Origin of the sequence: Candidatus Mycobacterium wuenschmannii (genome assembly GCF_030252325.1) — a bacterium.
Lineage (GTDB): Bacteria > Actinomycetota > Actinomycetes > Mycobacteriales > Mycobacteriaceae > Mycobacterium > Mycobacterium wuenschmannii.
The window spans coordinates 329,737-356,174 of record NZ_CP126981.1 but is presented as its reverse complement, the minus strand read 5'-3'; the positions used below and the strand labels follow the sequence as shown (position 1 = coordinate 356,174).

At 67.9% G+C, this 26,438-nt stretch carries 26 protein-coding genes; 5 read left to right on the top strand and 21 right to left on the bottom strand.

All coding sequences use genetic code 11. From position 1 onward, the window contains the following. Positions 1 to 80: 80 nt before the first annotated feature. The gene (locus tag PT015_RS01815; protein ID WP_285188412.1) at positions 81 to 623 is read right to left on the bottom strand and encodes a hypothetical protein; all 543 of its coding nucleotides are present in this window, start codon (positions 621 to 623) and stop codon (positions 81 to 83) included. A gap of 240 nt (positions 624 to 863) precedes the next feature. Between PT015_RS01815 and PT015_RS01810 the strand changes: the two genes are divergently transcribed. After that, positions 864 to 1,613 (top strand): GAF and ANTAR domain-containing protein, encoded by a 750-nt coding sequence (locus PT015_RS01810; protein ID WP_285188411.1) that lies wholly within the window; start codon positions 864 to 866, stop codon positions 1,611 to 1,613. Positions 1,614 to 1,625: 12 nt separating this feature from the next. Here the strand turns inward: PT015_RS01810 and PT015_RS01805 are convergent, their stop codons facing one another. The 4 genes from PT015_RS01805 to rplS all read right to left on the bottom strand — a co-directional run bounded on the left by PT015_RS01805 (position 1,626) and on the right by rplS (position 3,986). Beyond that, positions 1,626 to 1,931 (bottom strand): DUF2469 domain-containing protein, encoded by a 306-nt coding sequence (locus PT015_RS01805; RefSeq protein WP_007171389.1) that lies wholly within the window; start codon positions 1,929 to 1,931, stop codon positions 1,626 to 1,628. Next, positions 1,928 to 2,713: a ribonuclease HII gene (locus tag PT015_RS01800; RefSeq protein WP_285188384.1), complete on the bottom strand. Its 786-nt coding sequence runs from the start codon at positions 2,711 to 2,713 to the stop codon at positions 1,928 to 1,930. The genes PT015_RS01805 and PT015_RS01800 overlap by 4 nt, the downstream gene beginning before the upstream one ends. Positions 2,714 to 2,715: 2 nt before the next feature. Next, positions 2,716 to 3,573, bottom strand: a complete 858-nt coding sequence (gene lepB / locus PT015_RS01795) for a signal peptidase I (protein WP_285188382.1) — start codon at positions 3,571 to 3,573, stop codon at positions 2,716 to 2,718. A gap of 71 nt (positions 3,574 to 3,644) precedes the next feature. After that, positions 3,645 to 3,986, bottom strand: coding sequence for a 50S ribosomal protein L19 (rplS, locus tag PT015_RS01790; RefSeq protein WP_285190875.1), 342 nt, complete (start codon positions 3,984 to 3,986; stop codon positions 3,645 to 3,647). Between the two features lie 248 nt (positions 3,987 to 4,234). Here rplS and PT015_RS01785 point away from each other — a divergent pair, with 248 nt between their 5' ends. Then, positions 4,235 to 5,110 (top strand): serine hydrolase, encoded by an 876-nt coding sequence (locus PT015_RS01785; RefSeq protein WP_390887982.1) that lies wholly within the window; start codon positions 4,235 to 4,237, stop codon positions 5,108 to 5,110. Here PT015_RS01785 and trmD read toward each other — a convergent pair. The 5 genes from trmD to PT015_RS01760 form a co-directional block, all read right to left on the bottom strand. Continuing rightward, positions 5,107 to 5,790, bottom strand: coding sequence for a tRNA (guanosine(37)-N1)-methyltransferase TrmD (gene trmD, locus PT015_RS01780; RefSeq protein WP_285188379.1), 684 nt, complete (start codon positions 5,788 to 5,790; stop codon positions 5,107 to 5,109). The two genes, PT015_RS01785 and trmD, sit on opposite strands and share 4 nt — an antisense overlap. A gap of 1 nt (position 5,791) precedes the next feature. Continuing rightward, on the bottom strand, positions 5,792 to 6,313 hold the full coding sequence (gene rimM / locus PT015_RS01775; protein WP_285188378.1) for a ribosome maturation factor RimM: 522 nt from the start codon (positions 6,311 to 6,313) through the stop codon (positions 5,792 to 5,794). A 12-nt stretch (positions 6,314 to 6,325) separates the two neighbouring features. Beyond that, positions 6,326 to 6,568: an RNA-binding protein gene (locus PT015_RS01770; RefSeq protein ID WP_025736282.1), complete on the bottom strand. Its 243-nt coding sequence runs from the start codon at positions 6,566 to 6,568 to the stop codon at positions 6,326 to 6,328. A gap of 2 nt (positions 6,569 to 6,570) precedes the next feature. After that, positions 6,571 to 7,065, bottom strand: coding sequence for a 30S ribosomal protein S16 (gene rpsP / locus PT015_RS01765; RefSeq protein WP_285188368.1), 495 nt, complete (start codon positions 7,063 to 7,065; stop codon positions 6,571 to 6,573). A gap of 184 nt (positions 7,066 to 7,249) precedes the next feature. Then, positions 7,250 to 7,669, bottom strand: coding sequence for a nuclear transport factor 2 family protein (locus PT015_RS01760; protein WP_285190874.1), 420 nt, complete (start codon positions 7,667 to 7,669; stop codon positions 7,250 to 7,252). Positions 7,670 to 7,757: 88 nt separating this feature from the next. Between PT015_RS01760 and PT015_RS01755 the strand changes: the two genes are divergently transcribed. Both PT015_RS01755 and PT015_RS01750 read left to right on the top strand, forming a co-directional pair. Further along, positions 7,758 to 8,627, top strand: a complete 870-nt coding sequence (locus PT015_RS01755; protein WP_285188367.1) for a D-alanyl-D-alanine carboxypeptidase family protein — start codon at positions 7,758 to 7,760, stop codon at positions 8,625 to 8,627. A 197-nt stretch (positions 8,628 to 8,824) separates the two neighbouring features. Further along, positions 8,825 to 9,223 (top strand): STAS domain-containing protein, encoded by a 399-nt coding sequence (locus PT015_RS01750; protein ID WP_313825678.1) that lies wholly within the window; start codon positions 8,825 to 8,827, stop codon positions 9,221 to 9,223. Between the two features lie 4 nt (positions 9,224 to 9,227). On the opposite strand, the gene PT015_RS01745 is transcribed toward PT015_RS01750, so the two are convergent. The 6 genes from PT015_RS01745 to ffh form a co-directional block, all read right to left on the bottom strand. Beyond that, positions 9,228 to 9,824, bottom strand: a complete 597-nt coding sequence (locus PT015_RS01745; protein ID WP_285188366.1) for a TetR/AcrR family transcriptional regulator — start codon at positions 9,822 to 9,824, stop codon at positions 9,228 to 9,230. An 8-nt stretch (positions 9,825 to 9,832) separates the two neighbouring features. Then, positions 9,833 to 11,617 (bottom strand): N-acyl-D-amino-acid deacylase family protein, encoded by a 1,785-nt coding sequence (locus tag PT015_RS01740; protein WP_285188364.1) that lies wholly within the window; start codon positions 11,615 to 11,617, stop codon positions 9,833 to 9,835. 128 nt (positions 11,618 to 11,745) lie between these two features. Next, positions 11,746 to 13,146: an MmgE/PrpD family protein gene (locus tag PT015_RS01735; RefSeq protein WP_285188363.1), complete on the bottom strand. Its 1,401-nt coding sequence runs from the start codon at positions 13,144 to 13,146 to the stop codon at positions 11,746 to 11,748. After that, positions 13,143 to 13,625, bottom strand: coding sequence for an NUDIX hydrolase (locus PT015_RS01730; protein ID WP_285188361.1), 483 nt, complete (start codon positions 13,623 to 13,625; stop codon positions 13,143 to 13,145). The genes PT015_RS01735 and PT015_RS01730 overlap by 4 nt, the downstream gene beginning before the upstream one ends. A gap of 43 nt (positions 13,626 to 13,668) precedes the next feature. Next, a complete protein-coding gene (locus PT015_RS01725) occupies positions 13,669 to 14,736 on the bottom strand; it encodes an amidohydrolase family protein (protein WP_285188359.1) in 1,068 nt (355 codons plus the stop codon). After that, the gene (gene ffh / locus PT015_RS01720; RefSeq protein ID WP_285188357.1) at positions 14,736 to 16,298 is read right to left on the bottom strand and encodes a signal recognition particle protein; all 1,563 of its coding nucleotides are present in this window, start codon (positions 16,296 to 16,298) and stop codon (positions 14,736 to 14,738) included. The genes PT015_RS01725 and ffh overlap by 1 nt, the downstream gene beginning before the upstream one ends. Positions 16,299 to 16,330: 32 nt before the next feature. Between ffh and PT015_RS01715 the strand changes: the two genes are divergently transcribed. Then, the gene (locus PT015_RS01715) at positions 16,331 to 17,110 is read left to right on the top strand and encodes an alpha/beta hydrolase (RefSeq protein ID WP_285188356.1); all 780 of its coding nucleotides are present in this window, start codon (positions 16,331 to 16,333) and stop codon (positions 17,108 to 17,110) included. Here PT015_RS01715 and PT015_RS01710 read toward each other — a convergent pair. The 5 genes from PT015_RS01710 to smc all read right to left on the bottom strand — a co-directional run bounded on the left by PT015_RS01710 (position 17,107) and on the right by smc (position 26,433). Beyond that, positions 17,107 to 19,572, bottom strand: coding sequence for a [protein-PII] uridylyltransferase (locus PT015_RS01710; RefSeq protein WP_285188354.1), 2,466 nt, complete (start codon positions 19,570 to 19,572; stop codon positions 17,107 to 17,109). The genes PT015_RS01715 and PT015_RS01710 overlap by 4 nt on opposite strands. 14 nt (positions 19,573 to 19,586) lie before the next feature. Continuing rightward, positions 19,587 to 19,925: a P-II family nitrogen regulator gene (locus PT015_RS01705; protein ID WP_285188353.1), complete on the bottom strand. Its 339-nt coding sequence runs from the start codon at positions 19,923 to 19,925 to the stop codon at positions 19,587 to 19,589. A gap of 2 nt (positions 19,926 to 19,927) precedes the next feature. Beyond that, positions 19,928 to 21,316, bottom strand: coding sequence for an ammonium transporter (locus PT015_RS01700; protein ID WP_285190872.1), 1,389 nt, complete (start codon positions 21,314 to 21,316; stop codon positions 19,928 to 19,930). 203 nt (positions 21,317 to 21,519) lie between these two features. Then, positions 21,520 to 22,815 (bottom strand): signal recognition particle-docking protein FtsY, encoded by a 1,296-nt coding sequence (gene ftsY, locus PT015_RS01695; RefSeq protein WP_285188352.1) that lies wholly within the window; start codon positions 22,813 to 22,815, stop codon positions 21,520 to 21,522. A 12-nt stretch (positions 22,816 to 22,827) separates the two neighbouring features. Further along, complete coding sequence (smc, locus tag PT015_RS01690) at positions 22,828 to 26,433, bottom strand: chromosome segregation protein SMC (RefSeq protein WP_285188351.1); 3,606 nt, start codon at positions 26,431 to 26,433, stop codon at positions 22,828 to 22,830. Positions 26,434 to 26,438: the final 5 nt, after the last annotated feature.

Genomic DNA, 26,438 nt, shown 5'->3' with positions numbered 1-26,438 from the left:
AGCAGAACGTTAGCGGCTCCCACCCGGTTTCACCGACCCGGAAGGGTGCCGACAGGGGTTATTCTCAGCCAATTACCAGCTCAGCGCAGCTCGGCCGGCGCCGGGGAGCGCTCAGGCCGCGACGCGCTGGCCTGCAGTTTCCCGGCAAATTCGGCCTGGGCAGCAGGGACTTCCCGTCCCGCACTCTGGAGCGTGCGAGCCACCTGTGATTTGACGTCGCAGACCAGAATCTGGGCGCTCACGCCCGGGATGCCGCTGAGCAGGCCGGCCAGGGCGTCCGCGGTCCGATCGTGCAACAGTCGACCCGCCAACGGCGAGTACATCCGGCGCGGCAGCAGGACGGTGACAGCGCTGTTCGGGTAGTCCTTCCTGACCTGCACCACGAACCGCTGGGCGGCTCGGCCGAGCCGGCGATCGTCGCAGTCGACCATCCGCAACTCGGTTCCCGCCCCGAACCGCTGCCAGCGCACCTGCAGCCGTACCGCGCGCGCCTCGTCCAGCACAAAGTGCACGGCCAGCAGCCGGTCAGCGGTCAATCCGCGGGCGTAGCGCAGGGTTTCGACCGCGACCAGGTCGATGGAGTCGACGAACACCAGCACGCGATGGGAAGTTCGACCGTTCATCGCTGGCGGGTCGAAAATGATTCCAGCACAACGCATTGCGACTCTTGGCTCCGGCGACGCCGATCGGCATTGCAGGGCGCGGTCTGCTGCTCGGCAGCCGAGACTGTCATCTGCTATTCCTAACCGATCCCGGTGCCGCCCGCGGCCATCCTTACGGCATCTTGACGAGCCGCGCACGGCGTATCGACGGAAACGTCGATACGGTCGCCAGCAGTCCGGCGGGCTTGGAATGATGTACCCGTGGCAGACGAGGCAAACATCGACCCCGGCGCGGAACCCACGGCAGCAGACCCTGCCACGGTGTTCTCCGCGCTGGCCGAGATCATTTACCAGGGCTCGGAATCGAGCCAGATCTACGCGGCGATCTGCGTCGCCGCAACGCTGGTCGTCACCGGGTGCGATCACGCGAGCCTGCTGGTGCGCCGCGACGGGCGCTACGTCACCGTCGGTGCCAGCGACGACATCGCGCAACGAATCGACGACATGGAACGCACCGCGGGCGACGGACCGTGTGTCGATGCGATCGAGGAAGAAACCCCGCAGATCGAAACCGATCTGACCACGCCGAATCAGTGGCCCAATCTGGCCGCCAAGATCGTCGCGGAGACGCCGGTGCGCGGCGCGATGGGCTTCCGGATTCTGGTGGACAAGCGCAAGACCGGCGCGCTGAACCTGTTCAGCGACAAGGCGGGCCTCTTCGACACCGAGTCCGCCGGGCAGGCGATCGTGCTGGCGTCGTTCGCCAGCGTGGCGATCAATGCCGTCGCGCAGGGCGAGGACGTCTCCACGTTGCGGCGCGGGCTGTTGTCCAACCGTGAGATCGGCAAAGCCGTCGGGATGCTGATGATGCTGCACGGCGTCGACGAATCAGAGGCGTTCAACATCCTGCGCCGGTACTCCCAGGACCTGAACATCAAGCTGGCCGACGTGGCGCGGTCCGTGATCGACAGCCGCGGCAAGCCGATTTTCGGTGAGGGCGACCGGGTTTGACGCGCCGCCGCCCTATTCGGGCAGGCGCAACTCGGGCTTTTCCACCTCTTCGATGTTGACGTCCTTGAAGGTGACGACGCGAACCTGCTTGACGAAGCGAGCCGGGCGGTACATGTCCCACACCCACGCGTCGGAGAGCCGGAGCTCGAAGTAGACCTCGCCGTCGGCGTTACGCGGCACCATCTCGACGCTGTTTGCCAGGTAGAACCGGCGTTCGGTTTCCACCACGTAGCTGAACTGCCCGACGATGTCTTTGTATTCGCGGTACAGCGAGAGTTCCATCTCGGTTTCGTACTTTTCGAGATCCTCGGCACTCATCGGCTCAGCCGTCCTTCACCGTCCCGTGGCTGGTTGACCTGTTCCATCTTTCCCCACTCGTTGTCGATCCGCTGACCCGGCTCGGTTGTTTCCGCCGGGGGACATTCCGCGATGGTCCGAATGCCCGCCCCAGCGGCCACCCGTCGCACGTTGATGAACGAATACCGGTGCTGCGGGCAGGGGCCCAAGTCGTTCAGCGCGGCAGAGTGAGCAGCGGTGCTGTAGCCCTTGTGCACCGCGAAGCCATAGCCCGGGTGATCGTTCTCCATGGCCACCATCAGCCGGTCGCGGCTGACCTTCGCCAGCACGCTGGCCGCCGCGATGCACGCCGCCGCGGCGTCGCCGCCGATCACCGGAAGCGACGGCACCGCCAGACCCGGCACCCGGAAGCCGTCGCTGAGCACGTAGCCCGGTCGCATCGGCAGGCCCGCGACCGCGCGGCGCATCCCCTCGATGTTGGCCACATGCACCCCGCGCCGGTCCACCTCGGTCGACGGGATGAACACCACGTGATACGCCAGCGCATAGCGACGGATCAACGGGAACAGCTTCTCCCGCGAGGCCTCGTTGAGCTTCTTCGAATCATCAAGCGCGGCAAGACTTTCGAGCCGGTTCGGGCCGAGCACGCAGGCGGCGACCACCAGCGGCCCGGCGCACGCGCCACGCCCGACCTCGTCGACCCCGGCCACCGGCCCGAGTCCGCAGCGATACAGCGCGGACTCCAGGGTGCGCAGGCCCGACGATTTACGGATCACCGTCCGCGGCGGCCAGGTGGTGGCCACGCCTAGTGATTCTGTTGAGGATTCACCGCACGCACGACGCCCCACCGCGAGGGCGGCCACACAATGAATCGCGCCTTGCCGATGACATTGTCGACCGGCACCGTGCCGGCCATCGGGTCGCCGGTGCACAAGAGCCCGTTGATCGCGTCACCGGGGGTACTGGTGCAGTGCGCCCGGGAGTCGGCCGAGTGGGTGCGGTTGTCTCCCATCACCCACAGCCGCCCCTGCGGTACGTGCACCGGCCCGAACTCCGGACCCAGGCACGGATAGACGGCCGGGTCGGCGTTCAGCGTCGCGGGATCCAGGTACGGCTCGGTCAACTTCTTGCCGTCGACGGTGAGCCCGGTGTTGTTGCGGCACTGCACCGTTTGACCGCCGACCGCGATGACACGCTTGACCAAGTCGTTCTCGTCGGGCGGTACGAAGCCGATGAACGAGAACGCGTTCTGCACCCAACGGATCGCGGCGTTGTGCGAGCGGATCGACTTGTAGCCCACGTTCCACGGCGGCGGACCCTTGAAGACGATCACGTCACCGGACTGCGGTGCGCTGAAGTTGAAGGTGACCTTGTCCACCATGATCCGGTCGCCGACGCAACCCGCGCAGCCGTGCAGCGTCGGCTCCATCGACTCCGAGGGGATCAGATAGGGACGGGCGACAAACGTCAGCATGACGTAGTAGAGGACCAGGGCGATAACCGCCAGCACGACGGTTTCGCGCAGTGCCGCGCGCTTCTTGTCGACGGGCTCGTCCGCCTGCGCCGAGGCCGGCTCGGGCGTGGACGGCGGGTTTGTCGCGACTTCTGGATCGGCCGTACCGGATTCGGGTTGCCCCTCGGGCGAGTCCGTCTTTTCAGTCACGGCATCAGCGTAGTCAGCGCCGCCGCACTAGTCGGCAGGGCGGGCGCAGAATCGCCGAAGAACGCTGAAAATCAGCGCTTCTCCTTGATCTTGGCCTTCTTGCCGCGCAACTCGCGCAAGTAGTAGAGCTTCGCGCGACGGACGTCACCGCGGGTGACGACGTCGATGTGGTCGATGTTCGGCGAGTGCACCGGGAAGGTGCGCTCGACACCGACCCCGTAGCTCTCCTTGCGGACGGTGAAGGTCTCGCGGACCCCGCCGCCCTGGCGGCGCAGCACCACGCCCTTGAACACCTGGATCCGCTCCTTCGCGCCCTCGATGACCTTCACGTGCACGTTGATCGTGTCACCGGGGTGGAAGGCCGGGAGGTCGTCGCGCAGCGACGTCTTGTCGAGGAAGTCCAGCGTGTTCATGTCGGAAGACTCTTCCTTGCGGGTCGCGGCTGCGTGCCGCTGCTCGCCGCTGTGGGCGGGCGGGCAGGCAACGTAGCCGATGGATTCGGACATCTGGGAGTCTCGCGGCGAGCCGGTCGGCCGACAACCGCTAAAGACAACTGGTCAATTGTGCCAGATCGGGCCCACGCAGCGAAATCACGGCGAATCGCCGCCCCTTCTGCCCGGTCGTGACGTGGGCGAATGGTTCACTGGTGCGTGAAATGAGCATCCGATCACGCCTTCCGCTACTGCTTGTCGCCACGGTGGCGATGTTGACGGTGTCCAACGCCGGCTGCGCCAAGGTATACGGCGCCCCCGACGACCCGCCACCTGCGGTGCAGGGTCAGGATCCGCCATCGGCGGCCACCCTCGACGGACTGGCGGCCCGCATCGCCCGGGCCACCGACGAGGCGTCCAACAGCGGCGCCACCATCTCCGTGGCCCTGCTCGACCGGGTGACCGGCCAGACGTATTCGAACGGCAGCGACCAGCTGGTCGCGATTGCCTCGGTGGCCAAGCTGTTCATCGCCGACGACCTGCTCGCGCAGGAGTCCGGGTCGGCGCTGAGCTCGGCCGAACGGCAGGCGCTGGACAGCATGCTGCGATCCTCCGACGACGGCGCCGCCGAGACGTTCTGGGCGGCGCGCGGCGGCGACGCGATCGTCAACGGAGTCGCGGGCCGCTACGGGCTGACCGCCACCAGCCCACCCAGTGACGGGCAGTGGTGGAACACCATCAGCTCGGCGTCGGACCTGGTCCACTACTACGACGCCCTGCTCAACAGCTCCGGCGGGCTGTCGCACGAGCGCGCGCAGATCATCGTCGACGATCTGGCCGGGTCGACCGCCACCGGCTCCGACGGCTACCCGCAGCGATTCGGCATTCCCGACGGGCTCTACGCCGAGCCGGTCGCCGTCAAGCAGGGCTGGATGTGCTGCATGGACGGGTCGCGCTGGATGCACCTGTCCACCGGCGTCATCGGCGCCGACCGCCGCTACGTGCTGGTGATCGAATCGTTGCAGCCGTCGGACGACGCCACCGCGCGGACGACCATCACGCAGGCGGTCAAGACGATGTTCCCGGGCGGGCGGATCACGACCTAGTCGCGGTCCCAGAGGTCGGGGCGGCGGTCTCGGGTGCGCTGCTCGCCGGCCTGCCGCCGCCACGCCTCGATGCGGGCGTGATCACCGGACAGCAACACCTCGGGTACGTCGAGGCCACGCCAGCTCGGGGGCCGGGTGTACGACGGCCCCTCGAGCACCCCGTCGGAATGCGAATCGTCTTGGTGTGACAGCGGATTGCCCAACACGTTCGGCAGCAGCCGCAGCACCGCCTCGATCATGATCAGCGTCGCCGATTCGCCGCCGGGCAAGACGTAGTCGCCGATCGACACCTCCTCGACCCGCATCCGGGTGGCGGCGTCGTCGGCGACCCGCTGGTCGATGCCCTCGTAACGACCACACGCGAACACCAGGTGCGACTCGCCACCCCACCGCTGTGCGGTCGACTGGGTGAACAGCCGGCCCGCGGGTGTCGGCACGACGAGAAGTGTTTCCGGCGAACAGATCTCGTCGAGAGCGTCACCCCAGACCGGCGCCTTCATCACCATTCCCGGACCGCCGCCGTAAGGCGAGTCGTCGACCGAGCGGTGCACGTCATGCGTCCACTTACGCAGGTCGTGCACGTTAACCTGAACCAGTCCCGACTCAATCGCCTTGCCGGGCAACGACTGTCGCAGAGGATCGAGATAAGACGGGAAGATCGTCACGACGTCGATCCGCATCTCAGCCCTCCAGATCCAGCAGACCGTCGGGGGGATCGATGTCGACCACACCGTCGTCCAGTGACACCGACGTGACGATGGCGCTGACGAACGGCACCAGCAACTCCGGTGCGTCGGCACGCGTGACAGCCAGCAATTCGCCTGCGGCGGTGTGCAATACCTCGGCAACAGTGCCGAGTTCCAGCCCGGCCGTCGTCCGCACCCGCAGGCCTTCGAGCTGATGGTCGTAGTACGTGTCGTCCTCGTCGATGGGCGGCAGATCCGCCGAATCGACAACGAACACCGTGCCGCGCAGCGCGTCGGCCGCATCACGGTCAGCCACACCCTCCAGCCGCAGCAACAGCCGGCTGCCGTGCGGGCGCACCGTCTCGACGGTGTACGTGTGTTCCTTGCGGTTAGATCCCTTGCCGCGCAACGTCGAACCGGGCGCGAAACGAAGCTCCGGGTCGTCGGTGCGAATATCGACAACGAGTTCGCCGGTGACGCCGTGCGCCTTGACTACGCGCCCGACTGTCAACTCCACGGGCGTTCTCCGCTACTGGTCGGTGTCCACCACGTCGACACGGATGCCGCGGCCGCCGATGCCGGCGACCAGCGTGCGCAGCGCGGTCGCGGTACGTCCGCCGCGACCAATCACCTTGCCGAGATCCTCGGGGTGGACGTGCACTTCGACGGTCCGGCCGCGGCGGCTGGTCACCAGGTCGACACGGACATCGTCGGGATTGTCGACGATCCCGCGGACCAGGTGCTCAACGGCGTCAACGACGACGGTGCTCATGGTCAGCTCTCGGTTGCCGGTTCGGCGGCGGCCTCAGCCTCGGCGGCCGGCGCGGCCTCCTCGGCGGGCTTCTCGGCTGCCTCGGCCTTCTCGGCAGCCTTCTTGGCCGGCGCCTTCTTCTGCTTCGGCTTGGCGGCCTCGGTGTCCGGAGCGCCGTCGGCGGCGGCCAGCGCCGCGTTGAACAGCTCGAGCTTGCTCGGCTTCGGCGCGGCAACCTTCAGGCGGCCCTCGGCACCCGGCAGGCCCTTGAATTTCTGCCAGTCGCCGGTGATCTTCAGCAGCTTGAGGACCGGCTCGGTGGGCTGGGCACCGACCGAGAGCCAGTACTGGGCGCGCTCGGAGTCGATCTCGATGAGGCTCGGCTCCTGCTTGGGGTCGTAGCGGCCGATGACCTCGATGGCCCGGCCTTCGCGACGGGTGCGCGAGTCGGCGACCGCGATGCGGTACTGCGGGTTGCGGATCTTGCCGAGGCGGGCGAGCTTGATTTTCACAGCCATGGTGAAGCGACTTCTCCTACGTGGTGTCACGCTGCAATTCAGCGATGCGGGCGGGAATGCCCGGATCCGGTTTTGCCTCGCGTGTGTGACCGACGAACAAGCATCGCGCGGGCGATGGGTCGCGCGCCGGACAGCCGCCCATTGTGCCAGAGCCTGGGGCGAAGTCAGAAATCCGTCGTCGCCGCTAGAGCACTTTCTGGAAGCACTTGGTCTCCACGCGACGGGTCATCCGCCAGCCGTCGGCGGTCCGGGCGAACTCGTCGTCGTACCAGAGACCGCAGAACATGATCTGGTCCTTGTCCCCACCCAAGACCATCGGGTTGAAGCAAATCGTCCGCGACGAGGCGGTGTCGCCGTCGATGCTGACCGAGAAATTGCCCAGCATGTGCGCGTACATCGGAAAGTTCGGCAACACCTCCGCCAGCCACGCCTTGACCTCGGGATAGTTCCCTTCGATGCCGCCGAGCGCGGTGTAGTCGATGTACGCATCCGCGGTGAACACGGCGTCCAGGTCGTCGAAGCGGCGGGTGTCGATCGCGGTGGAGTAATCGGTGATCAGCTGCTGGATTTCCAACCGGTCGGAGATTTCGGCGTGGCTCAACATGGGTTGATTGAACACCACCCCGGCGACGATGCGCGGCCGTCGGTGCAGGCCCGGCGGCCCTCGGTGCGGGCCGGTAGGCTGCCTGCCCATGCGGATGCTTATCGCCGCGGTCGCGGCTGCGGTTGCCATTGCCGGCGCCGGTGCCACCGCCTGGGCGGACGCCGGCGTGCAGCCGGTCGGCTCGGTACCCATCCCCGACGGCCCGGCCCAGACGTGGCTCGTGGCGGACCTCGATTCGGGTCAGGTGCTGGCCGCGCGTGACGAGAACCTTCGCCATCCGCCGGCGAGCACCATCAAGGTGCTGCTGGCCCTGGTGGTGCTCGACGAGCTGAGCCTCGATTCGAGTGTGGTAGCCGACCCCGCCGACACCCGCGTGGAGTGCAACTGCGTGGGCGTCAAGGCCGGCCGCTCCTACACCGCCCGCCAACTGCTGGACGGGCTGCTGCTGGTGTCGGGCAACGACGCGGCAAACACCCTGGCGCACATGCTGGGCGGACCCGACGCGGCCGTGGCCAAGATGGATGCCAAGGCCGCATCGCTCGGCGCGGTGAACACGCACGCGTCCACCCCGTCCGGACTGGACGGGCCGGGCGGTTCGGGCTGGTCGACGGCCCACGACCTGGCGGTCATCTTCCGCGCCGCGATGGCCAACCCGGTGTTCGCGCAGATCACCGCCGAGCCGTCGGCCATCTTTCCCGGCGATAGCGGCGATCACCCGATCGTCAATCACGACGAGCTGCTGACGCGCTACCCCGGTGCGATCGGCGGCAAGACCGGCTTCACCGACGCCGCACGCAAGACGTTCGTCGGGGCGGCGGCCCGCGGCGGGCGGCGACTGGTGGTCGCCATGATGTACGGGCTGATCCACGAGGGCGGGCCGACCTACTGGGATCAGGCCGGCAATTTGCTGGATTGGGGTTTTGCGCTCACTCCGCACTCCGGAATCGGCACGTTATAGGCCTCCGCCGACAGTGTCCGTGGTTTCGGCTAGTCTTTCGGTGCCGTGGCATTCTATTGCGCAAGAGCCCAATATGACCGCCCGCGGCGTCCCGTCGACACCAGTCGACACCGTCCATGGGTTGAGTCGACAGCCATTGCCAACGAGGTCTGCGTAGTGAGCAATCAACGCAGGTGCACGTAAGGAATGAGAGATCGATGATGGCCGAAAACCAACACGCTGCGTCTGGTTCGCCGCCACAATCCGACAAAGACGAGTTCTTCGCCCACGAATCCGAGGTTGACGGGCTGGCGGTGCTGGCCATCGGCGGCAGCGTGGACATGCTCTCCGCCCCCGGATTGACCGAGGCCGTCGATGCGGCGCTCGCCAAGAAGCCCAAGGGCCTGATCGTTGACCTGTCGAAGGTCGAGTTTCTGGGGTCGGCCGGCATCAGCGTGCTGATGAAGACCCGTGACAGCCTCGGTGACGCGACGCCGTTCGCGGTGGTCGCCGACGGGCCCGCCACGTACCGCCCGCTCACCCTGCTGGGCATCAACGAATTGATGAGCCTGCACCGCCGGCTCGACGACGCGGTCAGCAAGCTCAACGACAGTTAATCGATCAACCCGGTAGGCCGATCGCGCTCAGCAGCGACGACAGCAGCGCGATGCGGCGGTCCTCGATCTCGGGCTGGGGAAGCACTGCCCGCAGCATCGCGGCACCGTCAAAAGTGTTGGTCAGCAATGCCACCAGCACCGGGAAGGTTTCCGGCGACAAGCCGTCGGCGCCGGGCAGCGCGCGTGCGGCGTCGCAGATCTTGCTGGTGTACTGCTCGAGGACGTGCTGCAGCGTCGCGTTGAGTTTCTCGTCGGTGCGGGCCGCGACCATCAGCTCGTACATCACCGCGTTGGTGGGGCTGCTGGTGATGTCGCGCAGGATAGTCAGGCCAGCCTCCAGCGCCGGCCGGTCGGACGGGATCGCGGCGACCTGCTTGGTGAACGAATCCAGTTGGCGCCGAAGCACTTCGTACGCCGTCGCGGCCATGAAGTCGCCCATGGTGTCGAAGTGCCGGAACAGGGCGCCGACGGACACCCCGGCCCGCTTGGTGATCACCGCGGCCGACGCTCGCGCGTAGCCCACCTCGATGATCGTCGCGATGCTGGCCTCGAGCAGACGCGCGACGGTCTCCTCGCGGCGCTGCTGCTGGGTGCGCGCCATCGGCCGGCCTAGGCGCTCGACCCGGCGAGTTGCCGGTGGCGAACGCCCGCCCGCAGGTAGCGGCCGGACTTCACGGTCTTGCCGTAGCCCTCGCGGAACTGCCCGTCGCGGAACACGATTGAGCCCGCCACGCCGGTCGCGATCACCGCGGCATCGTTGCGGTTGACCATGCGGCTCAGGTCGCCGTAAAACGGCACCTTCTCCTCGTGGTATGCCTCCACCGAGTCGTCCAGGCCGGCCGGATCGATGACGACGAAGTCGGCGCGGTCGCCCTCGCGCAGGGTGCCGGCGTCCAGGCCGAACCACTCGGCCACTTCGCCGGTGAGGCGATGCACGGCGCGCTCGACCGTCATGAAGGGCTGGCCCTCCTGGTAGGCGTCCAGCGTGCGCTTGAGGAATTTCACCGGGAAGTTGTAGAAGGCCATGTTGCGCAGATGCGCGCCGGCGTCGGAGAAGCCCAGGTGGATACTCGGCTCGTTGGCCAGCTTGTTGAGTTGCTTGGGCCGGTGGTTTGCGACGATCGTGGTCCAGCGGACGTTGCGCTCACCGTTTTCCACGAGCACGTCGAGGAACGCGTCCAGTGGGTGCAGCTTGCGCTCGTCGGCGATCTGACCGAAGCTCTTGCCGACCAGCGACGCGTCCGGGCATTCGACGATGACGGCTTCGTGAAAGTCCTTGTGCCACAGCGACGGTCCGAGCTTGACCCGGTCGAACTGCCGACGGAAGCGGCGGCGGTAGTCCTCGTCGGCCAGTAACTCGTTGCGCTCCAACTGGTCTCGCAGATGCAGGGCCGCGGTGCCGGCGCCGAACTCCTCGAAGACGGGCAGGTCGATGCCGTCGGAGTACAGCTCGAATGGCACCGGCAGGTGCTGGAAGCGGACCTTGGAGCGGGTCAGGAAGTTCATCAGCCGGGTGCCGCGGCCGAAGACGTGCACCGCAAAGGGCATCGACTTGGCGTCCGCGGACACCAGCAGACTCATCCGAACGGCCTTGCGCAGCCCGAACATTGGACTGCTGGACAGGAAGAACAGCAACGCCGACTCTGCCTTGGCCACGTTCGGCGCGCTCTGCAGGATGCGGCCACGCTTGCGCAGCACCTTGATCAGCTTGCGGCGCTCCCGCCAGGTGGCGAACGTCGACGGCAGCGCGCGCGACCGGAAGCGGTCACCGTCGAGCTTGTCGATCGCCGCGTCCATGCCGGACATGCCGAGCATTCCGGCTTCCAGGGCGTCGTCGAGCAGCGCGGCCATCTTGTCGAGTTCGGCGTCGGTGGGTTCGACGTCGCGGGTGGTGGCGCGGTCCAGGCCCAGCACCGCGGTCCGCAGATCCGAATGACCAAGCAGCGAACTGACATTCGGACCGAGCGGCAGGTTGTCGATGGTCTGTACATACTCGGCGGGGGTCGACCAGGTCTTGTCCCGCAGGGCACCCAGGACGAACTTGCGCGGCACCGCCTCGACGCGGCTGAACAGATCGGCGGCGTCGTCGGTCCCGGCGTAGACCGTTGACAGCGAGCACATGCCCAGCAACACGGTGGTCACGCCGTGGCGCACCGACTCGCGCAGTCCGGGATCGAGCAGCACCTCCGCGTCGTAGTGGGTGTGCACGTCGACGAACCCGGGGACGACCCACTTGCCCATCGCGTTGATGACCTCGGGGCAGCCGGTCTCGTCGAGACGACCGGACGACACCGTGACGACGACGCCGTCGCGAATGCCCAGCGTGCGGGTCTGCGGCGCGCTGCCCGTGCCGTCGAACCACAATCCGTCACGAATGATCACGTCGTAGGTCATATGCGCCACTCCTCGTCATCGCTGCGCTCTGCATCGTCGCCGGCGCGGCCCCCCGCCGTCCTCGGCATCGTCGGGTCCTGCGAAGCTAACATAGAGAGTAAGTACTCGCAATCTTTCTTTAGCTGACCTTACAGCCGCCCTCTGGTCCGCGGTCGTTGCGCGGTGGCGCTGAGCGCATCCAGCAGCGCCGCGAGGTTGCGGACGGCGATGTCGTCCAACCGACTCACCGCGTCGACGATCTCGCCGCGCAGCGCGGCATCCGCAAACGGTTCGGCGAGCCAATGAAATTTCTCCACCACCCGTTCCCACGACATCGGCCGGGTGGGCGACCCCTCGAAGTCGGATTGCTCGCGGCGGAAGTCGCGTCCGTCGTTGAGCGTGATGCGGACGCGCGCGCCGGTGCGCTCCGGGTAGGCCTCGGTGAGGTCGGCAGCGGGCCGGACGATGACCCGGGCCAACAACTCCTGCACGTCACTGCGCTGAACCCGTTCGCCCTCAAGCTGTTCCGGGCCGACCTGCCCATCCAGCAGCGCGACCGCCACCAGATACTTGAGGTTGTAGTCGGCCTGCTCCTTGGTGGACGGGTGATCCTTATCGCCGTATCGGCCGCCGCCGGCGATGTCGAAGGCGCCCTGGAACACCTCGAGATTCACCGCCGCGACGTCGGCGGCGTCAATGGCGTGGCTGTCGCGCAGCGCCAAGGTTGCATCAATCACCACCTGGCCGTGGATGAGCGCGCAGTACTGCTTGAGGTAGGTCTGCTCGACGGCGGTCAGCGAACGGTCGTCCGGCCGGAGGTCGATCGACTGATCGAAAAGCTGCTCCACACCGTTCGGCCCTTCGAAAATGCCACGGGGACCGCTGATTCCGCGACTCGCGAGCATGGTGGCGTATACCGCGCGCATCCCCGTGATGGCCGGCGAGATGCCCTTCCACGTCGAGACGGGCTCGGTGTGCACCGCCGCCAACGACACGTTGTCCGCTGCCGCCGCGGCGATTGCGTCCGCGGTCCGTGACACGTCGAGGCCGAGCAATTTGGCCGACCCGGCGGCTGCCGACATCGCCAACTGAAAGGCGTGATTGAGCCCTCGACCCATCACGGGAACCTGTGCGCTGAAACGGCATTGGACCTCGTAGGAAACCGCGAGCGCGAGCAGGAAGTCGGCGCCGCTCGCATCGACGTGTTCGGCGACGGCGAACACCGCGCCGAAGTTGTCGGCTGGATGGCACAGACCACCGGGTGTCAGATAGGTGTCGAGCAGGTCGGGGTAGCGCACCAACACCGCATTGAAGAACGCCGCCTGATCCACCGACGCACGGCCGCCACCGATGAACGTCGTGGTCGGCCGCCCGCTGAGCTCCTCGGCGTGGGCACGGATCGCGGGGATCAGCTCGCCGTCGAGCGCACCGGCCGCGCACGCGATGCTGTCCAGCACATTGCGTTTCAGGGTCGCGCGGGCCGACGCGCGCAGGTCGGACTGGCCGGCGGCGACCACGAATTCGGCCAATCGGTCGACGGCGTACGTCATGGCGCGGTGACCTCGAAATCGGTCGGCGCGCGCAGGTTGCCGTCCCGCGCGTGCTCGATCCGCCGGTGCATGTCCTCGGACATCTCCGGTAGCCGCGTCATGTCGAACCAGCGCGCGTCGAGGGTCTCGTCGTCGGCGGGGAACGGGTCACCGTCCGTCCATTCCATCCGGAAGACGTGGTCCAGGTACTGCGCATGGTCCCCGTTGACGTGGACGACCGGGCGACTCACGTGCACCCAGGCCAATCTTCGGGCGATCGCTTGAACACCGCTCTCTTCCAACACTTCTCGCGCTGCGCAGTCGGCGGGGTTCTCCCCCGGCTCCACGATGCCGGTGACCGGGGTCCACGCGTGGTTGTCGGACCGTTGGATCAGCAGCACCTGGTGATCGCGGATGACCACCGCGGTGACGCCGGGCAGCCACAGCGGCGCGTGTCCGATGCGCTCGCGGAGTTCGACGATGAATTCGGGGATCGGCACACCCCCTGTGTAACAGACGGGGCGCGCTCGCTTCGCTACCGGCTCAGAAGCGCTGGCCGCGCAGAATCACCAGGTCGGGCCGGCTCAGCACGGCCGGCCCGTGGCGCGGATCGTCGTTGAAGCACAACAGGTCCGCTGATGCGCCGTCGTCCAGCCCCGGCTGGCCGAGGAAGCGACGGGCGTCCCAGCAGGCCGCGCCCAGCGCCTCGGTCGGGCTCATCCCGATGCCCTTGAGCGCCTCGACCTCGTCGGCGATCCGGCCGTGCACGATCATGCCGCCGGCGTCGGTGCCGGCGTAGATCGGCACTCCGGCCTCGCGCGCCGCGGACAATCGCTCGTTGCTTTTGGCATGGAGGTCACGCATGTGCGCGGCGTAGATCGGATACTTGCCGGCCGAGTCGGCGATGACCGGGAAGTTCTCGATATTGATCAGAGTCGGCACCAGCGCGGTGCCGTGCTCGATCATCTGCTCGACGGTGTCGTCGGTCAGACCGGTCCCGTGCTCGATGCAGTCGATGCCCGCGCCGAGCAAGCCAGGCAGCGCATCCTCGCCGAACACGTGCGCGGTGACCCGGGCGCCGTGTGAGTGCGCGACGTCGATCGCTTCTTTGAGAACCTCGTCGGACCACAATGGCGCGAGATCACCGACGCCGCGATCGATCCAGTCGCCGATCAGCTTGACCCACCCGTCGCCGATCTGCGCCTGCTCGGCGACCGCGGCGGGCAGCTGAGATTCGTCCTCGAGGTCGATCGGAAGTCCGGGAATGTAGCGCTTCGGACGCGCCAAATGTCTTCCGGCACGCAGGATTCGGGGTAGGTCGGGGCGGTCGTCGAAGCTGCGCGTGTCGATCGGCACACCGCAGTCACGGACCAGGAGCACGCCGACGCTGCGCTCGGTCTCGGCCTGCGCCACCGCCTCGTCGATGTCGACCGCGCCCTGCACGCCGAGCCCGATGTGGCAGTGCAGGTCCGCCAACCCCGGCAGGATCCAGCCGCCGTCGAAGATCGTGTCGGCGCCGTCGATCGGCTCGCGGCCGATCCGGCCGTCGGCGATCCACAGTTCGATGGGTTCTTCGTCGGGTAGCCCGATCCCTCGAATGTGCTGCGCCACTACTTGTTACCCGGGAATTTCAGCTTCGACAGATCGAAATCGGCCAGCCCGGGCGGCAATTCGTTGAGGCCCTGCGGCATGTTGGACAGGTCGGGAAAGCCGGCCGGCATGCCCGCACCGAGCGGATTACGGTTCTTCGGCTGTGTCGGGCCGAACTTCTTGCCCTTCTTGCCCTTGCCGCCCTTGCCTTTTGCGTTCTTGCGGGTCGCCGACTTACGGCCGAGCCCGGGGATGCCCATGCTGCTGACCATCGACGACATCATCTTGCGGGCCTCGAAGAACCGGTCGACGAGTTGGTTCACTTCGGAGACGCTCACACCGGACCCGTTGGCGATGCGCAGCCGTCGCGAGGCGTTGATGATCTTCGGGTCGGCCCGCTCCTGCGGCGTCATGCCGCGGATGATGGCCTGCAACCGGTCGAGTTGGCTGTCGTCGACGGCCGCTAGTGCGTCCTTCATCTGGCCCGCGCCGGGCAGCATGCCCAGCAGGTTGCCAATCGGACCCATCTTGCGGATCGCCAGCATCTGCTCGAGGAAGTCCTCGAGGGTGAGTTCGCCGGACCCGATCTTGGCGGCGGCGGCCTCGGCCTGCTCGGCGTCGAAGACCTGCTCGGCCTGCTCGATCAGGCTCAGGACGTCGCCCATGCCGAGGATGCGGCTGGCCATCCGGTCCGGGTGGAAGACGTCGAAGTCTTCCAGCTTCTCCCCCGCTGATGCGAAAAGGATGGGCACACCGGCGATTTCACGCACAGACAGCGCGGCACCACCGCGGGCGTCGCCGTCCAGTTTGGTCAGCACGACACCGGTGAAGCCGACACCTTCGCCGAATGCCTGCGCGGTGGCCACCGCGTCCTGACCGACCATGGCGTCCAGAACGAAGATAGTCTCGTCGGGCGTGACGGCGTCGCGAATGGCGCCGGCCTGGGCCATCATCTCCTCGTCGATACCCAGCCGCCCGGCGGTGTCGAAGATCACGACGTCGTAGTGCTTGGCGCGCCCCTCGGCGAGGCCCGCGGCGGCGACAGCGACGGGGTCACCGGGCCCGGCGGCCTGATCGGTGTCCGCCGAGGTGCCCGGGTGTGGCGCGAAGACCGCGACTCCGGCCCGCTCTCCCACTATTTGCAGCTGGTTGACCGCGCCGGGGCGTTGCAGGTCACAGGCGACCAGCAGCGGGGTGTGGCCCTGGTTGCGGAGCCACAGCGCGAGCTTGCCCGCCAGTGTGGTTTTACCGGAACCCTGCAGACCGGCCAGCATCACCACGGTCGGCGGCGTCTTGGCGAAGGCCAACTGGCGGGTCTGGCCGCCGAGGATCGCGATCAGTTCCTCGTTGACGATCTTGACGACCTGCTGGGCGGGGTTCAGCGCGCCGGAAACCTCCGCGCCCTTGGCCCGGTCCTTGATGCGGCCGACGAACGCCCGCACGACTGGCAGCGATACGTCGGCCTCCAGCAGCGCCAGGCGGATCTCGCGGGTGGTGGCGTCGATGTCGGCGTCGGTCAGCCGGCCTTTGCCGCGAAGTCCTTGCAGGGCGCCGGTGAGCCGATCGGACAGCGATTCAAACACGCGGTCCAGCCTAGCGGGGCGAAGATAAACGCATGCTCGAGGTGATCGACAAGGGACACTGCGACAGCGCCCATCCCACACCTCTGCTGTTCGTGCATGGCGGGTGGCATTCGGCGTCGTGTTGGGACAACTTCATCGACTTCTTCGCCGACGCCGGCTATCGCGCGGTGGCGATGAGCCTGCGGGGCCACGGCGGCAGTCCGGCCGGCAAGCCGTTCCACCTCTGCTCGATGGCCGACTACGTCGACGACGTCCGCACGGTCGCCGAGAGCCTGGGCGGGCGCCCGGTGCTGGTCGCTCATTCGCTGGGTGGGTTCGTCGTCCAGCGCTACCTCGAGAGCCACGACGCACCGGCGGCCGTTCTGGTCGCCTCGGTGCCGCCGCAGGGCGTGCTCGGTCTGGCGGCGCGGATCTGGACGCGACATCCGTGGGTGTCGATGCGCTCGTTACCCGTCGGCAACCTGACCGGGTTCATCGGCACCACGCCGCTGGTCCGTGAGCATCTGTTCAGCGCTCACACTCCCGAGAGCATCGTCGAATCCTGCGCTGCGCGTGTGCAATCCGAGCCGGTGCGCGCGTCGTTGGTTGATCCGATGTTCCGGCGGGCGCGGACCGGGCGGGTCGGCACCCCGATCCTGGTGCTGGGCGCCGACGACGACGGCCTGGTCACCAAAGCCGAGGTGCACGCGACCGCGCGGGCCTACCGGACCGAGGCGGAGTTCTTTCCCGACATGGGGCACAACATGATGCAGGAGCCGGCCTGGGCGGACGTCGCCGCGCGCATCGACGGGTGGCTGCGGGCGACCCGCTAGACGGCGGCCGGCTGCTCCGGCGCCGTGCTTCCCTCGAGCACCCCCAGGAGGTGGTGTTCGATCGCCGACCGGGTGCTCGACCCCGGCTCGCCGGTCGCCTTGGAGGCGGCGCTGCGCTCCGGCAGCGCGATGCAGAACACGTCGTCGACCATCGATCCGCGGGTGGTCACCTTCGCCCAGTCGATGTCGACCCCGGCGCGTTCCAGCGCCCCGGTGAGCAGTGCGAGCAGGCCCGGGCGATCGTTGGCCCGGATCTCGATGATCAGGCGGCCCGGCGTGCCCTCGAACCACATGATGCGCGGCGGCGCGAACGGGTGGTGGACCGGCACCGCGGTCGGCGCATCGCCGATCGGCCTGGGTTTGGTGTCGGTGGACCGCTTCGCCAGCGCGTCCAGCACATCGGTCTGCCCACCCAGCGCACGGATGAGCTGTTGCCGCAGCAGACCCGACGCGGGCGGACTGCCGAACGTCGGCGACACCACGAATTCGCTGATCGCGACGCCGTCCTGGACGTTGATCGAGGCCGAGTGCACCCGCAGCGAGTTCAGCGTCAGGACGCCCGCGGCTTTGGACAGCAGGCCGCGCTGGTCCGGGGCGATCACGACCGCGTGGTGCAGCCGCCGGTCGGAACCGGGCCGCAACTCGACGTGCACCTTGCGATCGGCGGCCAGCGTCATGTAGTCCGGGTCCAGCGGATCGGCTTCCGGCAGCGCTTCGCCGTTCATCGCCATCTTGCAGCGCCGCACCAGATCGCCGACCAGCGAGGCCTTCCAATCGCTCCACACGCCCGGCCCGGTGGCCAGCGAGTCGGCCTCGGTGAGCGCGTGCAGTACGTCGAGAAGCACGGGGTCGCCGTCGAGCGCGTCGCAGACCGAGGAGATCGTCTGCGGATCGTTGAGGTCCTGCCGGATCGCGACCTTGGCCAGCAGCAGGTGGTGGAACACCAGCTTGGAGAGCATCTCGATGTCCGTCGGCCACATGCCGAGCCTGGTGCCGATCTGGGTGGCCAACTGCGCGCCCAGCACGCAGTGGTCGGTGTCGCGCCCCTTGCCGATGTCATGCAGCAGCGCGGACAGGATCAACAAATCGGATCGAGTCACCCGGGTAGTGAAAATTCTTGCGCGTGAGACGGTTTCGGCGAGGTGGCGGTCGACGGTCCAGATGTGGACCACGTCGCGCGGCGGGAGGTCGCGCACCGCTCCCCACTCCGGGAAGAGCCGGCCCCACAACCCGGTGCGGTCCAGGGTCTCGATGACGGCGATGGTGTCCGGGCCGGCGCTGAGCATGACGAGCAGGTTGTCCAGCGCGTCGCGCGGCCACGGGGCCGGCAGCTCCGGCGCGGTGTCGGCCAACCGCGTCAACGTCGAGACCGCGATCGGCAACCCGGTGACCGCCGAGGCCGCCGCCACGCGCATCAGCAGCGCGGGGTCGCTCTGCGGGCGGGCGTCGCGGGCCAGCACGATCTCGCCGGCGTACTCCACCACCCCTTCGTCGAGTGGTCGGCGAGGACGCCGCCGGATCGCCGACATGCCGCGCCGCGGAAGCGCATTGGAGGCCGTCCGCAGTCCGGCGTCGACGCGGTAGCTGATGGTGCGACCGACGTCGGAGAGCACCCGCGACAGGTCGAATCGATCGCCGATGTGCAGGGCGGCGCTGATCTCGTCGGCGAATTGCGCGAGCACCTGGTCATGCCCGCGACCCGACACCCGGTGCAGTTCGGTGCGGACGTTGAGCAGGGTCAGATGGGCGCTGGTCAGCGAGCCCAGCGGATCGTCGGCTTCGCCCACGGCCAGCCGGTCGGTCAGGTGGGCGATGGCCAGCGCGTCGAGCAGTTGGATGTCGCGCACCCCCCCGCGGCCCGACTTGAGGTCCGGCTCGGCCCGGTGCGCGATCTCGCCGAAGCGGCGCCACCGGGCATGGGTCTCGTCGACGACCTCGCCGAAGATGGACTGGATACCCGACCGCCACTGACGGCGAATGCCCTCGATGAGGCGGCCGGACAGTTCCTCGTCGCCGGCGATGTGCCGGGTGTCGAGCATCGCCAGGCACGCCGAGACGTCCGCGCTGGCCACCTTCAGCGTCTGCGCGACGGTCCGAACACTGTGGTCGAGTCGAATGTTGGCGTCCCACAGTGGGTACCAGAGCGAATCGGCGACATCGCCGACGGCGTCGGTGTTCATGCCGTCGTGCAACAGCAGCAGGTCCAGGTCCGAGTACGGCACCAACTCCCGGCGACCGAGCGAACCCGTGGCGACTATGGCGAAGCCGCTGCCGGGCATGATGCCGATCTCGGAAGCCTTTGTCGTCAACCAGAATTCGTGCAGCTCGCCCCACGCCTCGCGCAGGGCAGCTGAGTCGAGTTCAGTAGGCCCGCGGGCGAGCAGCTTTTCCCGGGCGGCGGCCAAATCGTTTGCCGCCCCAGATATCTTGCCCGCCCCGGCCTCGTGTTCTGGGGTCGTCATCGACGGATTCGGTTCTAAATCGCGTCCGCTCCGCGCTCCCCGGTGCGCACCCGCACCACGGTTTCCACGGGGCTGACCCACACCTTGCCGTCGCCGATCTTGCCGGTCCGGGCCGAACGCACGATGCTGTCCAGCACCTTGTCGGCGTCGTAGTCCTCGACCAGCACCTCGACGCGGACCTTGGGCACGAAGTCGACCGAGTACTCGGCGCCGCGGTAAACCTCGGTGTGCCCCTTCTGCCGGCCGTAGCCCTGCACCTCACTGACCGTCATCCCCAGGATCCCGACCTGCTCGAGGCTAGCTTTGATGTCCTCCAGCGTGAACGGCTTGACGATCGCGGTGATCAGCTTCATTCCTATTCCGCCTCTACTTTGTCGCCCACTCGATTATGGCCAAAAGTGCTCTCCGGCAAACTTGCGTGCGGTAGGACACCCGAGCCGGAGCCGCCCGTCGTCGCGAAGTCGTAGCCGCTCTCCGCATGCTGGGACTCATCGATACCCGCCGCTTCGCCTTCGGGGCTCAGGCGAAGCCCGATCGTGTATTTGAGTATCAACGCGAGGATGAGAGTGACGATAGCGGAGTAGCCCAGGACGCTGAACGCGCCGACCGCCTGTCGCCACAGCTGATCCCAGCCGCCACCGTAAAACAGCCCCTTGACCGCTGCGGGAGCCTCGGGCGTGGCGACCAGGCCGATCAGCAGAGTGCCCGCCAGACCACCGACCAGGTGGACGCCGACCACGTCGAGCGAGTCGTCGAAGCCCAGCTTGAATTTCAGTCCGACGGCCAGGGCACACAAGACGCCGCCGACCACGCCGATCACGAGGGCACCCAGCACGTTCACCGACGAACACGACGGCGTGATGGCGACCAGACCGGCCACGATCCCGGATGCCGCACCAAGGGTGGTGGCGTGGCCGTCGCGGATGCGTTCGGTCGCCAGCCAGGCCAACATGGCCGCGGCGGTGGCGACGGTCGTGGTGACGAAGGTGGACGCGGCGACACCGTTGGAGCTGGTGGCCGAGCCGGCGTTGAACCCGTACCAGCCGAACCACAGCAGGCCGGCGCCGAGCATCACGAACGGCACGTTGTGCGGACGAAATAGCGTTCCCGGCCAGCCCTTGCGCTTGCCTAGCACGATGGCCAGCACCAGACCGGCGGTGCCGGAGTTGATGTGGACCGCCGTGCCACCGGCGAAGTCGATCGCCTTCAGCTTGTTGGCGATCCAGCCACCGTGTTCGGCGGTGACGCCGTCGAATGAGAAAACCCAGTGCGCCACCGGGAAATAGACGAGTGTCGCCCAGAGTCCAGCGAACACCAGCCAAGCGCTGAACTTCAGCCGGTCGGAGACCGCGCCCGAGATCAGGGCGACCGTGATGATCGCGAACATCAGCTGGAAGGCCACGAACACATTCATCGGCAGGGTGCCGGCCAGCGGGATGTCGGTGGCGGCCTTGCCGGCGGCCGCGGCCGCGGAGTTGCCGCCGATGAGGCCCTTGAGGCCGAAGTACTGCAGCGGATCGCCGAGGAAGTTGTCCTTGTCGTCACCGAAGGCCACCGAGTAGCCGTAGAGCACCCACAACACCGTCACCACGCCCATGGCGCCGATGCTCATCATGATCATGTTCAGCACGCTGCGGGCACGCACCATGCCGCCGTAGAAGAACGCCAGTCCCGGTGTCATCAACAGGACCAGCGCGGCACTTGCCAGCATCCAGGCGGTATCGCCGGTGTCCGGCTGGCCCATTATCGGGAAACTCACTCGCTTTCACCTCCGGTCAAGGCACGAACGGCCGTCAGACAATTGCCTGTGGCCTGCACGAGAACCTTGCAAAGAGGTTGTTACAAAACGCGGCGCTGACCTGTTTCGTTGGTGTTACATCTGCCGCGGCGTCAGTCCAGGGATCGCCAGCGCGGCGAAGCCGGGCGCAGCGGGTCGCCGCGCAGTGCTCAGCCCAACAGCGCGTCGACGAAAGCGGCGGGCTCGAAGGGAGCCAGGTCGTCCGGCCCCTCGCCGAGTCCCACCAGCTTCACCGGCACACCGAGCTCCTGCTGGACGCGAAAAACGATGCCGCCCTTGGCCGTGCCGTCCAGCTTGGTCAGCACCGCTCCGGTGATCTCGACCACGTCGGCGAACACCCGCGCCTGCGCCAGGCCGTTCTGACCCACCGTCGCGTCGAGCACCAGCAGCACCTCGTCGACGGCCGCGCGCCGGCTCACGACGCGTTTGACCTTGCCCAGTTCGTCCATCAGCCCGGTCTTGGTGTGCAACCGGCCCGCGGTGTCGATCACGACAACGTCCGCGCCCGCCTCGATGCCCTTGTCGACGGCATCGAAGGCCACCGCGGCGGGGTCGGCCCCCTCGGCCCCACGAACCACCTCGGCCCCGACCCGAGACGCCCAGGCCTGCAACTGGTCCGCGGCCGCGGCCCGGAACGTGTCGGCGGCCCCCAGCACGACGCGACGGCCATCGGCGACCAGCACGCGCGCGAGTTTGCCGACGGTGGTGGTCTTTCCGGTGCCGTTGACGCCGACGACGAGCAGCACCGACGGGTGGTCGTCGTGCGGCAGCGCGCGCACCGATCGGTCCAGGTTCGGTTGCAGTTCAGCGATCAGCACGTCGCGCAGCACCGCGCGGGCGTCCGCTTCGGTGTGCACGTCGCGGCTGGCGAGTTCGCTGCGCAACTGAGCGACCACGGAGCTGGTCACGGTCGGGCCCAGGTCGGCGATCAGCAGCGTGTCCTCGACCTGCTCCCAGGAGTCTTCGTCGAGATCGCCGCCGCCGATGAGTCCTAACAGGCTGCGGCCCAACGCGTTCTGCGAGCGGGCCAGCCGGCCGCGGAGCCGCTCCAGCCGACCTTCGGTTGGGGCGATCTCATCGACGACCGGCGCTTCAGATTCGGGTTCGGGCTCGGGCGCCGGTGCGGGCTCGACGGGCGCTGCGGCCGTATCCGGTTGCGGCAGTTGAACGTCGGAGACGGTGCGCTTGGGCGCATCACGTGGCGCCGCCGCGTCGTCGCCGACGCTCGGTAGTCCCGTGGTGTCGATGCGCTCGGGAGTCTCGGTGCGGCTGAACGTGATTCCCGACGATGCGGTGTATCCGCCGGAGCGATCGAGCGTCGGTGTCTGCTCGCCCGCCGAGAGACTGATCTGCCGTCGCCGGTACCGCACCAGTCCCCATACCAGGACTGCGATAACGATCAGTGCGGCGACGGCCGCAATCGCGATCCAGATGGCTTGCGGCAACGTATTCCTCGCTTAAGTAGTCGTGACCAGCTCGTTGACCTGCTGACCGCGCATCCGCTGAGAGATCACCGTGGTGATGCCGTCGTCGCGCATCGTCACGCCGTACAGCGAGTCAGCGACCTCCATGGTCGGCTTCTGGTGGGTGATGACGATCAACTGTGATTTGGCCCGCAGCAGCTCGAACAGGCCGATCAGCCGGCGCAGGTTGGTGTCGTCGAGCGCCGCCTCGACCTCGTCCATGATGTAGAACGGCGACGGGCGGGCGCGGAAGATAGCCACCAGCATCGCCACCGCGGTCAGCGACTTCTCGCCACCGGACAACAGGGACAGCCGCTTGACCTTCTTGCCGGGCGGACGCGCCTCGACTTCGATGCCGGTGGTGAGCATGTCGTCGGGGTTGGTGAGCAGCAGCCGACCCTCGCCGCCGGGGAACAGCGACGCGAAAACTCCCTGGAATTCTCGTTCTACGTCGACGTAGGCCTCGGTGAACACCTGCAGGATGCGAGCGTCGACCTCGGCAACGACGTCCAGCAGGTCCTTGCGCGCGGCCTTCACGTCCTCGAGTTGGGTGGACAGGAAGTTGAAGCGCTCCTCGAGCGCGGCGAACTCCTCGAGTGCCAACGGGTTGACCCGACCCAACTCGGCCAGTTCGCGCTCGGCACGCTTGGCCCGACGCTCCTGGGTGGGCCGGTCGAAGGGCAACGGAGCCGGCGCCGTCACCTGCTCGCCGCGCTCGCGGGCCTGCTCGTACTCGGCCATCTCCAGCTCCGACGGCGGCAGGGTGACCTGCGGGCCGTACTCGGCGACCAGCACATCCGGCGTCATGCCGAACTGCTCGAGAACCATCTGCTCTAGCTGCTCGATGCGAAGCGCCGCTTGGGCTTTGGCGACCTCGTCGCGGTGCAGCGACTCGGTGAGGACCCCGATCCGGGTGCCCAGCGTGTTGACCTCGTCACGGACCGCCACCATCGCGACCGAGCGCTGCTGGCGCTCGGTCGCCAGCACGTCGCGGTTCTGCGATGCGGACGCAACGACCTGGCCCAGCCGACTCGCCAGCAGCCGGCCCGCATCGGCGACCGCAGCGGCAATCTCGGCGGCACGCTGACGTGCGGCCCGGGCCTGCTGTGCGCGCACCCGCGCCTCGCGCTCCGCGACGGCTGCGCGACGCAGCGAATCCGCTTTCCCACGAACGGCATTCGCGCGTTCCTCGGCGGTACGGACCGCCAGTCGGGCTTCCACCTCGACGCCGCGCGCGGTCTCGGCGGCGGCGGCGATCTGCTGGCGGACCTCGCCGTGATTGGGCTCGCTCACGAGGTTCTGCGGCTGTTCGACATTGCCCAGCCGGGTTTCGAGTTCGCCGAGCTCACCGAGGGTTGCGGCGCGACTGGCCTCCAACTCCTCACGCTGACGCGTCAGCCGGTGCCATTCCTCGTCAGCGGCGCGGGCGTCCTGACCCAGCCGGCCGAGTTGCTCGTAGATCGCCGAGATCGCGGCGTCGGATTCGTTGAGCGCCGCCAGCGCCTGCTCGGCGGAGTCCTGACGGGCGGTCTGCTCGCTCATCGCTCCGGACAGCGCGGCGCCCAGTTCGTTGGTCTGCGTCTCGGCCGCCGCGAGTTCGCTTCGCGCCTTGGCGATTTCGGAGGTGATCTCCAACGTCGACGGCTTGCGATCCGACCCGCCGTTGATCCAGCCCGCGCCGACCAGATCGCCGTCGCGGGTGACCGCACGCAGTTGTGGCTGTGCGGCAACGAGATTCATCGCCTCGTGCAGGCTGCCGACCACTGCGACGCGCGACAACATCGCGACCATCGCGCCCCGTAACCTGCCCGGCGCTTCGACCAGGTCCAGCGCCCAGCGGGCGCCATCGGGCAGCGCGACCGGCGTCGAGGACTCCTCGGCGGGCCAGTCGCTGAGCACAATCGCGGCCCGGCCGCCGTCGGCCTGTTTCAGCGCGGAGACCGCGTCCGCGGCCGCGCTGAAGTTCTCCGCTGCCAGGGCGTCGGCCGCGGAGCCGAGCACCGCCGCCAGCGCCGCCTCGTAGCCGGACTGGACCCGGACGAGCTTGGCGATCGAGCCGAGAAAGCCTGTGCTCCCGTGGTTTTGAGTCAACCAGGCGGCGCCGTCACGACGCTCGAGGCCGACGGCCAGCGCGTCGATCCGCGCCCGCAGCGACGCGACCTGGCGTTCGGCACCGCGCTCGGCGGACTGCAGTTCGGTGACCCGCTCGTCGGCGAGCCGCAACGCTGCGACCGTGCGGTCGTGATGCTCGTCGAGCCCGACCTCGCCCTGGTCCAGCTCGCCGACCTTGCCCTGCACGGTCTCGAACTCGGCCTTCGCATGCTGGGCGCGCGCGGCGGCCTCCTCGATGCGCTCGGAGAGTTTGACGACGCTGTCGTCGATCGACTCGACCCGTGCCCGCATGGTCTCGACCTGGCCGGCCAGCCGGGCCAAGCCTTCCCGGCGGTCGGCCTCGGCCTGAACCGCAGCCAGATGGGCCTGCTCGGCCTCGGTGGCGGCACGCTCACGGTCGGCGAGCTCGGCACGGGCGGCGTCCAGCCGGGTGCGGGTGCCGTCGAGCTCGGCGAGCAGCTGCTGTTCGGCGGCGGCCACCTGCTCGGCCTCGGCCTCTAGCGCGTCGGGGTCGGGCCCACCGGTCGCCGCGGTCTCTACGTCGTCGAAGTGCTGCGCCCGTTCGCTGGCGATGCGGACGGTCGCGCCGACCCGTTCGGCCAAGGCGGACAACCGAAACCACGTCTGCTGGGCCGACTCGGCCCGGTCGGACAGCGCCGTCAACGCCGTCTCGTGGGCGGCCAGTTCCTCCGACGCGACCGCCATCCGGGCCGACGCCTCGTCGTGCTCGCGGCGCAGCGTCGCCTCGGCATGGTTGGTGTTGTTCAGCTCGGACTGCCGGGTGACGACGTCGTCGGCGGCCAGCCGCAACCGGGCGTCGCGCAAGTCGGCCTGGATACTCTGGGCACGGCGGGCCACCTCGGCTTGTCGGCCAAGGGGTTTGAGCTGGCGCCGCAGTTCGGTGGTCAGGTCGGTCAGCCGGGCCAGGTTGGCCGACATCGACTCGAGCTTGCGGACCGCCTTCTCTTTGCGCTTGCGGTGCTTGAGCACACCAGCGGCTTCCTCGATGAACGCCCGGCGGTCCTCCGGCCGGGATTCCAGGATTTCGTTGAGCTTGCCCTGCCCGACGATGACGTGCATCTCGCGGCCGATTCCGGAGTCGCTCAGCAGCTCCTGCACGTCCATCAAACGGCAACTGCTGCCGTTGATTTCATACTCGCTGGCGCCGTCGCGGAACATCCGGCGGGTGATCGACACCTCGGAGTACTCGATCGGCAGCGCATTGTCGGAGTTGTCGATGGTGACGGTGACCTCGGCACGGCCCAGCGGCGCTCGCGACGAGGTGCCGGCGAAGATGACGTCTTCCATCTTGCCGCCGCGCAGCGTCTTGGCGCCCTGCTCCCCCATCACCCAGGCCAGGGCGTCGACGACGTTGGACTTGCCCGACCCGTTCGGGCCCACCACTGCGGTGATGCCGGGCTCGAACCGCAGAGTCGTCGGCGAAGCGAAGGACTTGAAGCCCTTCAGCGTCAGACTCTTGAGGTACACGGCGA

Excerpts from the sequence above, each read along its gene's own strand:
- PT015_RS01815 (WP_285188412.1), bottom strand. The coding sequence starts at position 623 with ATGAACGGTCGAACTTCCCATCGCGTGCTGGTGTTCGTCGACTCCATC.
- PT015_RS01805 (WP_007171389.1), bottom strand. The coding sequence starts at position 1,931 with ATGAGTGCCGAGGATCTCGAAAAGTACGAAACCGAGATGGAACTCTCG.
- rplS (WP_285190875.1), bottom strand. The coding sequence starts at position 3,986 with ATGAACACGCTGGACTTCCTCGACAAGACGTCGCTGCGCGACGACCTC.
- trmD (WP_285188379.1), bottom strand. The coding sequence starts at position 5,790 with ATGCGGATCGACGTCGTGACGATCTTCCCGTCTTATCTCGATCCTCTG.
- PT015_RS01770 (WP_025736282.1), bottom strand. The coding sequence starts at position 6,568 with ATGAGCACCGTCGTCGTTGACGCCGTTGAGCACCTGGTCCGCGGGATC.
- rpsP (WP_285188368.1), bottom strand. The coding sequence starts at position 7,065 with ATGGCTGTGAAAATCAAGCTCGCCCGCCTCGGCAAGATCCGCAACCCG.
- PT015_RS01760 (WP_285190874.1), bottom strand. The coding sequence starts at position 7,669 with ATGTTGAGCCACGCCGAAATCTCCGACCGGTTGGAAATCCAGCAGCTG.
- PT015_RS01755 (WP_285188367.1), top strand. The coding sequence starts at position 7,758 with ATGCGGATGCTTATCGCCGCGGTCGCGGCTGCGGTTGCCATTGCCGGC.
- PT015_RS01750 (WP_313825678.1), top strand. The coding sequence starts at position 8,825 with ATGATGGCCGAAAACCAACACGCTGCGTCTGGTTCGCCGCCACAATCC.
- PT015_RS01745 (WP_285188366.1), bottom strand. The coding sequence starts at position 9,824 with ATGGCGCGCACCCAGCAGCAGCGCCGCGAGGAGACCGTCGCGCGTCTG.
- PT015_RS01740 (WP_285188364.1), bottom strand. The coding sequence starts at position 11,617 with ATGACCTACGACGTGATCATTCGTGACGGATTGTGGTTCGACGGCACG.
- PT015_RS01735 (WP_285188363.1), bottom strand. The coding sequence starts at position 13,146 with ATGACGTACGCCGTCGACCGATTGGCCGAATTCGTGGTCGCCGCCGGC.
- PT015_RS01715 (WP_285188356.1), top strand. The coding sequence starts at position 16,331 with ATGCTCGAGGTGATCGACAAGGGACACTGCGACAGCGCCCATCCCACA.
- PT015_RS01710 (WP_285188354.1), bottom strand. The coding sequence starts at position 19,572 with ATGACGACCCCAGAACACGAGGCCGGGGCGGGCAAGATATCTGGGGCG.
- PT015_RS01705 (WP_285188353.1), bottom strand. The coding sequence starts at position 19,925 with ATGAAGCTGATCACCGCGATCGTCAAGCCGTTCACGCTGGAGGACATC.
- PT015_RS01700 (WP_285190872.1), bottom strand. The coding sequence starts at position 21,316 with ATGGGCCAGCCGGACACCGGCGATACCGCCTGGATGCTGGCAAGTGCC.